Origin of the sequence: Rhodococcus globerulus NBRC 14531, from assembly GCF_001894805.1 — a bacterium.
Lineage (GTDB): Bacteria > Actinomycetota > Actinomycetes > Mycobacteriales > Mycobacteriaceae > Rhodococcus_F > Rhodococcus_F globerula.
Genome location: NZ_BCWX01000001.1, coordinates 1,406,348 through 1,418,800, shown reverse-complemented (window position 1 = coordinate 1,418,800; position 12,453 = coordinate 1,406,348). Strand labels below are relative to the sequence as shown.

The window sequence follows — 12,453 nt, the reverse complement described above, 5'->3', positions numbered from 1 at the left end:
CGTAGATGGGACAGGGCGGGCAAGACGGTAAGTTGTCTACCCGTGACCGACCTCGCTTCCGACCTTGTTCTGGCCCTGCGTCTCGCCGACGAGGCCGACGCGATCACTCGCGCCCGCTTCGGCGCTCTCGATCTGCGAGTGGACGACAAACCCGACCTCACCCCGGTCTCCGACGCCGACCTCGCCGTCGAACGCGCCGTGCGCGCGAGCTTGTCCGAGGCTCGACCGGGCGACTCGGTGCTGGGCGAAGAGTTCGGCGGCGACGCGGTATTCGAGGGACGGCAGTGGGTGGTCGATCCGATCGACGGCACCAAGAACTTCGTGCGCAACGTGCCGGTCTGGGCGACCCTGATCAGTTTGCTCGAGGACGGCGTACCCGTCGTCGGTGTCGTCAGCGCGCCCGCACTGAACCGCCGTTGGTGGGCGGCAACAGGTTTGGGCGCCTTCACCTCCTGCAACGGCGGCGACGCCCGACGCATCGAGGTGTCCGCCGTCGACCGCAGTGAATCCGCAAGCCTGAGTTTTTCGAGCTTGTCCGGCTGGAAGGACCGCGGAATCCGCGATCAGTTCATCGATCTCACGGATCACGTGTGGCGCGTACGCGGGTACGGAGACTTCTTCTCGTACTGCCTCGTCGCCGAAGGTGCAGTCGATATCGCTGCCGAACCCGAGGTTTCCCTGTGGGACCTCGCCGCTCTGGACGTGCTGATCCGCGAAGCCGGCGGAACCTTCACCGACTTGGCCGGCGGGAGTGGCCCGCACGGTGGCAGTGCCGTTGCCACCAACGGCTTGCTGCACGAAGATGTTCTTGCTCGCCTGAGGTAGCCGGCCAGGTAGCAGAACTCCCCACTCGCCGCAACGGCCTGAGGGAGGAGTCCCGGCAGGCCCGTCGGCAGGATTCGGCGCGGCATCCGGGCACGTTGACTTGGAGTAGTCGATCACGCACTACTTCAGGAGAATGATGAACCGGATTTCCCGGCGCTCGATACTGTTCGGTCTGGCTGCCGCGCCCCTCGGACTTGCGGTGGGCTGCGGCGCCGACTCCGCCGACTCCGCAGGCGCCTCGCGGCCTACGGCAGCAGCAGGGTCTTCACGTCCGTTACCGATTCCGCCGCTGGCTGCATCCACGGTCGACGACTCCGGCGTCCGCCATTTCACCCTCCGCGCCGGCGCCGGAACCACCGAGATAGTCGCGGGAAAGATCACTGACACTTGGGGTTTCAACGGCTCTATCCTCGGTCCGACGGTCCGAGCCCGACGCGGAGAATCTGTCGCATTCACGATCGACAACGCACTGGCAGAGCCCACGACCGTCCACTGGCACGGCATGCATCTACCCGCCAGGTTCGACGGCGGACCGCACCAGACCATCGAAGCCGGCGGGCGGTGGGAACCGGCGTGGACCATCGACCAAGCGGCGTCTACGCTCTGGTATCACCCACATCCGCATGGATCCACCGAGCGGCACGTACAGCGCGGACTCGCCGGACTGTTCCTGATCGACGACGCCGACACCGATACGCTGGACCTCCCGAAAACCTATGGAGTGGATGATATTCCACTGATCATCCAGGATCGCCGATTCACCGCGGACGGCAGTTTCGACGAGACCGACCCCACCGACGTCGGCTTGCTCGGCGACACGATCGTCGCCAACGGCATCGCCGATGCCTACCTCGACGTCACTACCGGCGTTGTGCGACTGCGCATCCTGAACGGCTCTTCCGGCCGTCTCTACAACCTGGGGTTCCCCGACGACCGCACGTTCGATCTGATTGCCACCGACGGTGGACTGCTCGAATCACCGATTGCGATCAAGCGGATTCAGCTCAGCCCCGGCGAACGAGCCGAGATCGTGGTTCGCGTCGACCCCGGTGCGACGACCACACTGGTGTCGTTCCCGATCGAGGACGGCGGTGGCGTGAGTTCCTCCGACGCCGAGAACTTCGGCATGAACGACCGCTTCGACATCATCGAGTTGCGAGGGGTTGCCAGCCGCGCGTCACGGTCGACTCTCCCGGCGCAGTTGGGCGCCCTGCCGCATCTCGATCCGTCGAAGGCAAGCGTTTCCCGAACCTTCGATCTGCAGTGGTACATGATCAACGGGCAACGAATGGACATGAACCGCATCGACTTCGAGGCCGAGGTCGGCGCGACCGAGGTGTGGACGATCACCAACAAGGACAACTGGCCACACAATTTCCATGTCCACGACGTGCAGTTCCAGATCCTCGACGTCGACGGTCGCACTCCCCCGCCGCACCTGCGCGGCCTCAAGGACACCGTCTACACACCGCCGGGCAGCAGGGTTCGCGTCGCACTGCAGTGGTCCGAGTACACCGATCCCACGTTCCCTTACATGTTCCACTGCCACCTGCTGATGCACGAGGATCAAGGGATGATGGGCCAATTCCTCGTCCTCGAACCGGGACAGAAGGCGGCTCCGATGCAGATGGACATGCCGATGCCTTCGCCTGGTTCGCACTCCGGTCACTGAAAGTTCTGCAAGTGGTACACGGCGAGGCGAACCCGATTGTCGCAACCCGTCTTCGACATCAGGTTCGCCACGTGAGTCTTGACCGTGGTCACACCCAAATGCAACGCGTCCGCGATTTCCTGATTGCTCTTCCCTTCCGCAACCAGGGCGAGAACCTGCGATTCGCGCTCGGTCAGCGAAACCGCCTCTGTCACAGCAGTGCCCGCGGCGGCGCCGATCACCGCCCGATCCACGACGCGGCGGAGCAGTTCCGGGGAAAACACCATGTCGCCCTCGGCTGTCCGGCGAATGGCACCGAGCAACTCGGCGGGTTCGGTGTCCTTGACGAGAAACCCCGAAGCGCCGGCAGCAAGCGCGGGATACAGATGATCGTCGTCGTCGAAGGTGGTGAGTACGAGAATGCGTGCGCGCCGCCCGGACTTGACGATCTGCCGCGTGGCACCGATCCCGTCGAGGCCGGGCATCCTCAAGTCCATCAGGATTACGTCGGGATCCAGTTCGGCGGCAAGCGCTACCGCCTCGACGCCGTTCGACGCCTCACCGGATACGGTCATGTCCTCGGCCGCAGTGCACAGCATCCGCAGACCTGCTCGCACCAGCCGCTGGTCGTCGACAACCAACACTGCGATCACGAGTCGTCACCCTTGACCGACAGCGGATGGGCCAACAGCGGAATACTCACGTGCACCTCCCACCTTCCGTCACCGAGCGTACCTGCGGTCATCTCACCGCCGGCCAACTCTGCACGCTCCCGCATTCCGACGAGGCCGTGTCCGGCGCCCTTCGCCGACCCCTCGACATTGTTGATCACCTTGACGTCGACCCGACCGGCGTTGCGACGAACAGATACCGAGACGGGCCCCTTCCTGTCTCCGTGCTTCATGACGTTGGTCAGCGACTCCTGAATTACCCGTAACAGCGTCAACCGGCCGATGGCGTCGAGGTCACCTGCGCCCGACTCGACGTGCGCCTTGACCTGGAAGCCGGCTGCACGCACACGATCGAGCGCAGCCTCGATCTCCGCGGCGACGGCGTCCGGTTCGACCAGAGCAACCTCGCCGAGCGAGGGATCGCGCAATGCGACGAGAAGACGGCGAATATCGGTCAGCGCATCCGACGCCGTCGCGCGCACGTCGGCGAGGACTTCCCGCACGGCCTCGTCCTGCGGTGCCAATACGTGTTGAGCGACTCCGATCCGCAGGACGATCGACGCCATGTGGTGTGCAACAAGGTCGTGCAGCTCACGGGCCAGAGCGCTTCGTTCCGCAGCTCGGGTGTGCGCGAGATTGTTCGCGGCCAATTCACGCTGCGAACGCAGATATAGTCCGAGCAGCAGCGGTAAGCCCACGTACGCAAGCACTTTCACGGCAGTGGTGACAGAGAAGAATGCTTCGTGAGATTCGAACCAGATCCCTGCCAGTACGGAACCGCACCATCCGATTACAGATACGGCAACCAGTTCCCGGCGCTCGGCCCGCATCGTGACATCGACAACGGCTACCGCTCCGAGATACGGCACGAGCTCGGACAGACCCCACGCGTCGGCGACGAACATCGGAACCGCAAGTGCCGAGATGACCAACGAAGCAAGTACCGGCCACCGGCGACCAGCCACGAAGATGATCGCCGACAGCATCGAGACGATCCAATAGCCGACGGGGACCCGATACTCCCCGGGATACGTGCTGGCAATCAGTAAGCACGGAATCAATACCAGCGGCGAGTAGCGCACATACCGCTGAATCCGATCTGGCACCTCTGTCCGGTTCACCTGTCGAGCCTATGACGCTCGGGGTCGTGGCACCTCCTACTCAGGGAGGAGTAGACGTGACTCGCGTCATTTCGAGGGATGCTCGACATCCGACCTTACTCCTGAGTAAGATAAGGGAGTCCAACGCCCCGACACCGAGAAACCCCTGGTGATCATGACCAAGCAAGACAGTGTGGCCCCGAGCAAGAGCCATGCCACGGCGCACCCCCGCGACACGTCCGCAGTCGGCCTCAACCCCGTCAAGCGCGATGCGATGGGTACCGCCATGCGCGTGCTGACCAAGATCACCGGTTCTGAATTCGCAGAAAAGTTCAACCTGCGCCAGACCATCGACCGGGTTACCTACGAGGGCACCAAGACCGGCTTCAAGACTCTCGGCGCCGCTACGCGCGGTTTCAAGAAGGTGGCCGGCAACGACGCGCCCAAGCGACTGCCGGACAACCCCGCCAAAAACTCGGACTACTTCGACCTCACGCCCGACGACGACCAGAAGATGATCGTCGAAACCGTGCGCGACTTTGCATCGGAAATCCTGCGCACCGCAGCACACGATGCCGATGCGGCCGCCGACGCTCCTGCCGATCTGACGAAGCGGGCGGCCGAACTCGGGATCACCTTGATCAACGTCCCCGAGGAACTCGACGGCGCCGCATCCGATCGCGGCGCGGTCACCAACTCGCTTGTCGCCGAGGCGCTCTCACACGGAGACATGGGGCTGGCACTGCCGATCCTCGCTCCCAGCGGCGTAGCTGTCGCCCTTACTCAGTGGGGCACCGACGCGCAGCAGAAGACGTATCTCCCCGCATTCACCGGTGAGCAGGTTCCCGGTGCCGCAGTGGTAGTCAACGAGCCTCGCGCGCTGTTCGATCCCTTCGCACTGCAGACCAAGGCCGTTCGCTCCCCCAGCGGATACCGCCTCAACGGCGTCAAGAGCCTGGTACCGGCCGCTGCAACGTCGGAACTTTTTGTCATCGCCGCGGAACTCGACGGCAAGCCGTCGTTCTTCATCGTCGAGTCGGACACCAAAGGCCTTGTCGTCGAAGCTGACCCCAGCATGGGACTGCGGGCCGCATCGCTCGGTCGCCTGATCCTCACCGATGTCTCGGTTCCCGAATCCGCACTTCTCGGCGACGGCGACGCCGATCAGCGCAAGGCCGAGTACGCCGACGCAATCCGCCTCGCGCGCCTCGGTTGGGCGTCGATGGCGGTGGGCACCAGCCAGGCCGTGCTGGACTACGTGATTCCGTACGTGAACGAGCGCGAAGCATTCGGCGAGCCGATCAGCCATCGCCAGGCAGTTGCGTTCATGGTGGCCAACATCGCCATCGAACTGGACGGAATGCGCCTGGTCACGCTGCGTGGCGCTTCGCGTGCCGAGCAGGGATTGTCCTTTGCTCGTGAATCGGCCCTCGCCCGGAAGCTAGCTTCCGAGAAGGGCATGCAGATCGGCCTCGACGGCGTGCAACTCCTCGGTGGGCATGGATTCACCAAGGAACACCCGGTCGAGCGCTGGTACCGCGACCTTCGAGCCATCGGCGTTGCCGAGGGCATTGTCCTCATCTGACGCCGCTGACTTTCCAGGAGAACCACGATGATCAATCTCGAACTTCCCAAGAAGCTCAAAGCATCCGCGAACCAGGCGCATCAGGTCGCAGCTCAGATCTTCCGACCCATCTCACGCAAATACGATCTGGCCGAACACGAATACCCGGTCGAACTCGACACGATGGCCGCCATGGTCGAGGGTCTGTCCGACTCGGGTGGCGACATCGGCGGCGCTGCCGGCGGCCGAGCTGACTCCGGCAAGACCGGCAATGCAAACGGTGGAAACATGTCGGCACTGCTCAACTCCCTCGAAACCTCGTGGGGCGACGTGGGTCTCATGCTCTCGATCCCCTACCAGGGCCTCGGCAACGCCGCGATTGCAGCCGTATCCACCGACGAGCAACTCGAACGGTTCGGCAAGGTGTGGGCCTCGATGGCCATCACCGAGCCCAGCTTCGGATCCGACTCGGCTGCAGTCACCACCACAGCAGTTCTGGACGGCGACGAGTGGGTTCTCAACGGCGAGAAGATCTTTGTCACCGCCGGTGAGCGTTCCACCCACATCGTCGTCTGGGCATCGGTCGACAAATCCAAGGGCCGAGCGGCAATCAAGTCGTTTGTCGTGCCGCGCGACGCGCCGGGCCTGAGCGTCGCCCGCCTCGAGCACAAGCTGGGCATCAAAGCGTCCGACACCGCCGTACTCTTGCTCCAGGACTGCCGCATCCCCGCGGACAACATCCTCGGCAGCGCAGAGGTCAACGTGGAGAAGGGCTTTGCCGGCGTCATGCAGACGTTCGACAACACCCGCCCGATGGTCGCCGCCATGGCTATCGGCGTCGGCCGCGCCGCACTCGAAGAACTGCGCACTATCCTGACGGAAGCCGGCGTCGAGATCTCGTACGACACACCGGCCTACAACCAGCATGCCGCGGCGGCCGAGTTCCTTCGGATGGAAGCTGATTGGGAAGCCGCCTACCTGCTCGCATTGCGCGCAGCCTGGATGGCGGACAACAAGAAGCCGAACTCCCTCGAGGCGTCGATGTCCAAGGCCAAGGCGGGCCGCACGGGCACCGACATCACCCTCAAGGCAGTGGAACTCGCCGGAACGTACGGCTACTCCCAGCGTCCACTGCTGGAGAAGTGGGGTCGGGATTCGAAGATTCTCGACATTTTCGAGGGCACTCAGCAGATTCAGCAGCTGATCATTGCCCGTCGTCTCTTGGGAAAGACGTCTGCCGAACTGAAGTAAAAACACGGCACCGAGATCGTCGGTGAAAGCGTCCGGTTTCGATTAGGCTGAGATCCGGTCCTTTCACCGACGCTCGGAAGAGGTTTACCCATGCCCGGATTGGTCACCAAGATCACAGACACCATCGGCGCCGTGGGAGTCATGACACGAGCGGGACTGATTCCGTTTCCCCGCCTCGACAAGGGTCTGAAATCCATTGCAGCTGTGGACAAGTACGGACCATTTGCCGGTCCCGTCCACGCGCATGCCGAGAACGGCCTCGATGCGGTAGCCATCATCGACGAACGTGGACCCATCACGTACGCCGAACTGGAACGGCAGAGCAACGCACTGGTACGGGCCTGGCAGGCCGATGGCATCACATCCGATTCGGTGATGGGCGCTATGTGCCGAAACCATCGTGGCCTGGTTCTGACCATGCTCGCGGCAGCCAAGAACGGCACCAAACTTGTCCTCATGAACACGGGATTTGCGCGCCCTCAACTGGTCGACGTCGCGGCCCGTGAAAATGTCGCGGCCTTTGTCTACGACGACGAGTTCACCGAAGTCGCCGACGCCCTCCCCCCGGACACAAGGCGATACCGGGCGTGGGCAGAGCGCGAAAACACCACCATCCGCACACTCGACGACGTCATTGCGGGACGAGGAACCTCCGCAGTGCCGGCGCCGGAACGCAGTGGCGGGTTCGTACTTCTGACCAGCGGAACCACCGGAACCCCGAAAGGCGCGCCGCGCAGCCACACCTCGCCGTTGGCGTCAGCGCAGTTCCTCGACCGGGTACCACTGCGCCGCGGGCAGACAATGATGATGGCGGCGCCGGCCTTCCACGGCACCGGTGTCTCCCAGTTCGCGCTCGCCCTCGGCTTGGGACAAACCGTCGTGATGCACCGGAAATTCGATCCCGAGAACACGGTCAAGCTTGTGGCGCAACACAAGTGCGACAGCCTTGTCGTGGTTCCGACCATGCTGACCCGCATCATCGATCTCGGCCCCGAAGTGCTGTCGAAATACGACACCTCACAGCTGAAGATCATTTTCTCCGCAGGGTCGTCCCTCTCACCTGATCTCTGCAAACGAGTGACGGAGGCATTCGGTTACGTCCTCTACAACCTTTACGGCTCCACCGAAGTAGCGGTCGCCACTGTCGCCACACCCGAAGATCTCACCATCGCGCCGGGTACTGCCGGCCGGGCGCCCGTCACGTGCCACGTCGAACTGTTCGACGACAACAATCAGAAGATCAACTCCCCCCACACGATCGGACGAATCTTCGTCTCGAGCGGCCTCAGCTTCGAGGGCTACACCGACGGCCGCGACAAGGAGCGCATCAACGGACTCCTCTCCACCGGCGACGTCGGGCACTTCGACGCCAACGGCCTGCTGTTCGTCGACGGCCGCGACGACGACATGATCGTCTCGGGCGGTGAAAATGTATATCCCCTCGAAGTGGAGAACCTCCTAGCTAATCATGCGGACGTGCTGGAAGCTGCGGTGATCGGAGTGGAGGACGCGGATTTCGGGCATCGGCTGCGCGCCTTCGTTGTGATCGCCCCCGGTGCAGACAAGAACGCCGAAGATCTGAAATCTCACGTCCGCTCCAACTTGGCGCGATACAAGGTACCCCGTGAAGTCCTGTTCATCGACGAACTCCCCCGCAACGCAACGGGAAAGCTGTTGCGCCGAGTACTGATCGAGATGGACGTCGACAAGACTTAGGCCGACAGTGCACTGATCAGCTCAGCCTCGTCCACCCGCGTCGAGTGCCCGTCCCGGATGACAACCTCGCCGGCAACCAGAACGGTGTCGACGATCTGCCGGGTGCCGGTCGTGAGAATGGATGCACCCGGGTCGCGCACCGGCAGGCATCCGAAGTCTCGCTCGAACCGAATCATGGTGAGATCAGCAACATCTCCGACAGACACACCGCCTGATCTCGGCGGCAAGCCGAGAGCACTGTTGGCGCCGCCGGTGGCGATATCGATCATGGCACCAAAACCGAGTAGGTCCGCACGCGCTCGGGTGGCCCGCTGCACGTAGGCACCGGTACGCAAGGTCTCGAGCATGTCCTGCGTGTCGTTGCTGGCGGCGCCGTCCACCCCCAGCCCCACTGCGAGGCCGGCTTCCAGGAAGCTCGGCACCGGTGCGACCCCGCTACCGAGTCGCATGTTGCTCACCGGGTTGTAGGAGACGCCAACTCCTCTCTCTGCCAGCACTTTCTGACCACGATCATCGAGTTCGACGCAGTGAACCGCGAGAACTCGATCCCACAGGAAATCGTTCGCGTCGAGAAAGTCGACCGCACCCATCCCCGTATGTTCGGTACACATCATATTGTCGGTCTGTGTCTCGAGCAGGTGTATCGATACGGTCAGTCCGCGCGCCTGAGCGAATTCACGCACCTGCGCCATTCCCTCCGGAGTCAGCGATCTCGGATTCGGCACTGCCACAGCCGCATCGATGCGCGATCCGGCAACGTCTCGCATGATCTGATCGGTGTGATCGAGGACGTCGCCCAATGGCTGCAAAAGCCGCGGATCGAAGCCCCACTTACGCGTCGGGTCCGATCGATCCCCCACCCCACGCCCCAGCAGGGCGCGAATCCCGGTGTCGTGCAATCCCCGGATGACAGCGTCGTGTACCTCGCTCGACGGGTGCGGCCACATGTGTTCCACCAATGTGGTGGTACCGCTCCGCAAGGCCTCAAGGCTGGCCGCAACTGTTGCGGTGTACGCCTTTTCCGGGGTGATCAGCACGGATTCCTCGGCAACGGCAAGCAGCCATTCGAGTAGTGGAGTTCCCTCCGCGATCCCCCGCATCAGCGACTGCTGAATGTGCGTGTGCGTGTTGACGAATCCGGGAATCAAGTAAGCGCCGGATCCGTCAACACTTCCGGCCTTCGGGTCACCGAGAGCCGACGTACCGCGCGACGCATCGATCGCGGTGACAATTCCGTCCGTCACCACGACGTCTCGACCTTCGAGCCATTGCCTGCCGCTGTAGACGGTGACGTCGGTGATGGTGATGCTGGCGGGTGCGGTATTCATCGTTTTCTCCGTGTCTTCGGTCGGCATCTTCGGTCGGCTCAGCGGGCGAAATTGGCATTCACGCGCTGGTAGAGATAATCCTCGGCGGTGATCGGCGGATACTTCCCGGCCGGACCTTCGATCATGATGTCGCGGTTTGCCTGCGCGAAGAAAGCCAGGCTGTATCGAGGGCCCCGGTAGTCGTTCAGGCCTGGGCTCTTGACGCGATGAAAGTTCGACGGCAGCACATCGTCGCTCCATCGCATCAGCATGTCACCGATGTTGCAGGTGATCGCTTCCTCGGCGGGTTCCACCGACGTCCATTCCTGGGCCTCCATCTCCTTACCAGGGCACAACTGCAGCCCGCCCTGACCGTCGCGCTGAAAGAGCAAGGTCAGGCAGTCGAAATCGGTGTGCGCGCCCGCGCGCCACATTCCTGCGACATCGGCATCGGGAGCGAGCGGGAAGTAGTGCAGCAACCGGAGGGTGCTCTGGTAACTGGTCACCGACGGATCGTGGGCTTTCGCAAAGAAGTCCCGCTCGAATCCGAGTTTGTCTGCGAAACACGAGAGCAGGGCCATCGCGACGCCCCAGCACCGTGCCTCGAAATCGAGAATCGTTTCGCGGAAGCCCTCGAGTTCGTCGTCGGTGGGCCACAGGTCACCCATGTGGGGGCGGGTTACCTGGTAGGACTCCTTCTGATCGGGCGTCCCGATCGACGGCCGCACTTGCGACATGCTCTCCCAGCCGGAATTGAATCCCTTCTTGAGTGGATACCGGGCCTTGACCTCATCTGGTAGCGCAAAGAAGTTCTCCGTGGCAGCGAACGCCTTGCGAACCTCACCGATGTCGATTCCGTGGTTGACAACCTGAAAGAATCCGATATCGGTTGCAGCCGACCATAACTCGTCCGCTATCTCGCTGCGGCGGTTCTCGAAGTCGGACAGATCGATCCGTCGCACTTCGCGATCGGTTGTTTCGGTACCGAGGCCGCCCATACGGCTCTCACGGTTGAGTTCGGTCATCTCGTACGTCATGATTTTTCCAGTCTCCTGATCAGCGGATTCCGATGGACGGGTTGGTGAACTTGTTGGTGTAGATCTGTTCTGCGGTCAGTGAATCCGGAATCGCTGCACCGCCGGCCACCAGATCGGGCGTCAGGTCAGCGACGTTTCGGGTGACTCTGGCCATGTCATAGGTTCCTACCGAACCGTCAGCCTCGTTTGCAATCAGCCCTTCGTCTTTCAACATCTGAGCACTGAAGGCAGCCTCGCCCTCGGTGTAGGGACTGAACGAAATATCCTGGGAGACAACGTCGACGATCGCGCTGTTGGCCGCAGCCGGATCGGTGATGTAGTCGGCACTCGCTTGCTGGATGATCGGAACCAATTTGGTCAGGCAGGACGAGAGCGATTCTACTTTGTCAGCGCGGACCGACACATTGGACGCATAGATGTCGAAGCCTGAATCCTTCAGCAGGTCAAAGGAAACCGGCTTGTCCCAGGCCGGCGTCTCGTTCTCGTACGTGTACGGTTCGGAATTCGCGAATCCCTGCTGCGCAATGGTCGGGTCGCCGACGAAGCGCGACGGTGCGCCGTCGTAACTCGTGTCGAGCTGAGACTGCTTCAACAACCCCTTCGCAACCAGCCACTGCGGGAACAACTGTTCCTTGGACACCACGACGCTTGCATCGGTCTTGCCGATGTCGGCAACACTCTTCCAATCAGGGTGCGACGCAGGGTCCCACATCACGATTGCCGGACTGTACTTGAGTAGTGGAGTCACCGCCATGACGGGCTGACTCGCCGACGCGGCGATCACCTGGTCACCATGGATCAGACCCAGCGTGATCGAATCATCCACGTACATCTGAGAACTGACGGACTGGAACCCGATCGCCGGGCCACCTGCCCGAAGCGTGAGATCGACGCCGGTATCCTTGCCGCCCGCGACCAGAGTGCCACTGACCGACTTGTCGTCTGTGTCGACGGTGTATCCCGGCCCGAGCATCTCGAACAGCGCACCCATATCCGACTGCGGCTGCCATTGCAGCTGCACTACAACGTTTTCCGGACACACGCCGGCTAGTGTCTGCGCATCCGCAGCGGGCTCGAGCGCTTCCGACGCAACCGCCGTGTCGGCGTCACTCGAACTGCATGCACTCAACCCGAATGCAGCGAGCAATGCGAGGGCAATACTGGCGGTTCCCACGGTTGTGCGTTTGGAATTCACGGGTTCTCCTCGAAATGAAGGGACTCTGACTGCAGTGACTCTGACTGGCATGCAGATTGGGGATGAGCAGAGTCTGTAGCACTTCGATTACATGCAGATGCCGCTTTGTTTCTCGCAGGTTAATCATTCGAGATAA

10 protein-coding genes are annotated in these 12,453 nt (G+C 62.5%); 5 read left to right on the top strand and 5 right to left on the bottom strand.

What is annotated here, in order from left to right:
* Positions 1-42 precede the first annotated feature (42 nt).
* Positions 43-825, top strand: a complete 783-nt coding sequence (gene hisN, locus RG2_RS06290; RefSeq protein WP_033231134.1) for a histidinol-phosphatase — start codon at positions 43-45, stop codon at positions 823-825.
* Positions 826-961: 136 nt separating this feature from the next.
* Positions 962-2,497 carry a multicopper oxidase family protein gene (locus tag RG2_RS06285; protein ID WP_033231135.1) on the top strand — a complete coding sequence of 512 codons (1,536 nt, stop codon included), beginning with the start codon at positions 962-964 and terminating at the stop codon, positions 2,495-2,497.
* Here RG2_RS06285 and RG2_RS06280 read toward each other — a convergent pair.
* Both RG2_RS06280 and RG2_RS06275 read right to left on the bottom strand, forming a co-directional pair.
* A complete protein-coding gene (locus RG2_RS06280; RefSeq protein ID WP_033231136.1) occupies positions 2,491-3,129 on the bottom strand; it encodes a response regulator in 639 nt (212 codons plus the stop codon). The two genes, RG2_RS06285 and RG2_RS06280, sit on opposite strands and share 7 nt — an antisense overlap.
* A complete protein-coding gene (locus RG2_RS06275) occupies positions 3,126-4,268 on the bottom strand; it encodes a sensor histidine kinase (RefSeq protein WP_230589964.1) in 1,143 nt (380 codons plus the stop codon). The genes RG2_RS06280 and RG2_RS06275 overlap by 4 nt, the downstream gene beginning before the upstream one ends.
* A 148-nt stretch (positions 4,269-4,416) precedes the next feature.
* On the opposite strand from RG2_RS06275, the gene RG2_RS06270 reads away from it, so the two are divergent.
* The 3 genes from RG2_RS06270 to RG2_RS06260 all read left to right on the top strand — a co-directional run bounded on the left by RG2_RS06270 (position 4,417) and on the right by RG2_RS06260 (position 8,778).
* Entirely contained in the window at positions 4,417-5,832 is a 1,416-nt protein-coding gene (locus tag RG2_RS06270; RefSeq protein ID WP_033231138.1) for an acyl-CoA dehydrogenase family protein, read from the top strand.
* 27 nt (positions 5,833-5,859) lie between these two features.
* A complete protein-coding gene (locus RG2_RS06265; protein WP_033231139.1) occupies positions 5,860-7,062 on the top strand; it encodes an acyl-CoA dehydrogenase family protein in 1,203 nt (400 codons plus the stop codon).
* 90 nt (positions 7,063-7,152) lie between these two features.
* Positions 7,153-8,778: an acyl-CoA synthetase gene (locus tag RG2_RS06260; protein ID WP_033231140.1), complete on the top strand. Its 1,626-nt coding sequence runs from the start codon at positions 7,153-7,155 to the stop codon at positions 8,776-8,778.
* On the opposite strand, the gene RG2_RS06255 is transcribed toward RG2_RS06260, so the two are convergent.
* From RG2_RS06255 to RG2_RS06245, 3 genes are read right to left on the bottom strand one after another with little or no spacing between them, the layout of a single operon-like run.
* Positions 8,775-10,106, bottom strand: coding sequence for an amidohydrolase family protein (locus tag RG2_RS06255; protein WP_033231488.1), 1,332 nt, complete (start codon positions 10,104-10,106; stop codon positions 8,775-8,777). The genes RG2_RS06260 and RG2_RS06255 overlap by 4 nt on opposite strands.
* Positions 10,107-10,144: 38 nt before the next feature.
* Positions 10,145-11,122 carry an isopenicillin N synthase family dioxygenase gene (locus RG2_RS06250; RefSeq protein WP_033231141.1) on the bottom strand — a complete coding sequence of 326 codons (978 nt, stop codon included), beginning with the start codon at positions 11,120-11,122 and terminating at the stop codon, positions 10,145-10,147.
* Positions 11,123-11,141: 19 nt separating this feature from the next.
* Positions 11,142-12,368 (bottom strand): nitrate ABC transporter substrate-binding protein, encoded by a 1,227-nt coding sequence (locus RG2_RS06245; protein ID WP_230589965.1) that lies wholly within the window; start codon positions 12,366-12,368, stop codon positions 11,142-11,144.
* Positions 12,369-12,453 lie beyond the last annotated feature (85 nt).

Coding starts and splice junctions, on each gene's coding strand:
- RG2_RS06285 (WP_033231135.1), top strand. CDS start 962: ATGAACCGGATTTCCCGGCGCTCGATACTGTTCGGTCTGGCTGCCGCG.
- RG2_RS06265 (WP_033231139.1), top strand. CDS start 5,860: ATGATCAATCTCGAACTTCCCAAGAAGCTCAAAGCATCCGCGAACCAG.
- RG2_RS06260 (WP_033231140.1), top strand. CDS start 7,153: ATGCCCGGATTGGTCACCAAGATCACAGACACCATCGGCGCCGTGGGA.
- RG2_RS06255 (WP_033231488.1), bottom strand. CDS start 10,106: ATGAATACCGCACCCGCCAGCATCACCATCACCGACGTCACCGTCTAC.
- RG2_RS06250 (WP_033231141.1), bottom strand. CDS start 11,122: ATGACGTACGAGATGACCGAACTCAACCGTGAGAGCCGTATGGGCGGC.
- RG2_RS06245 (WP_230589965.1), bottom strand. CDS start 12,368: ATGCCAGTCAGAGTCACTGCAGTCAGAGTCCCTTCATTTCGAGGAGAA.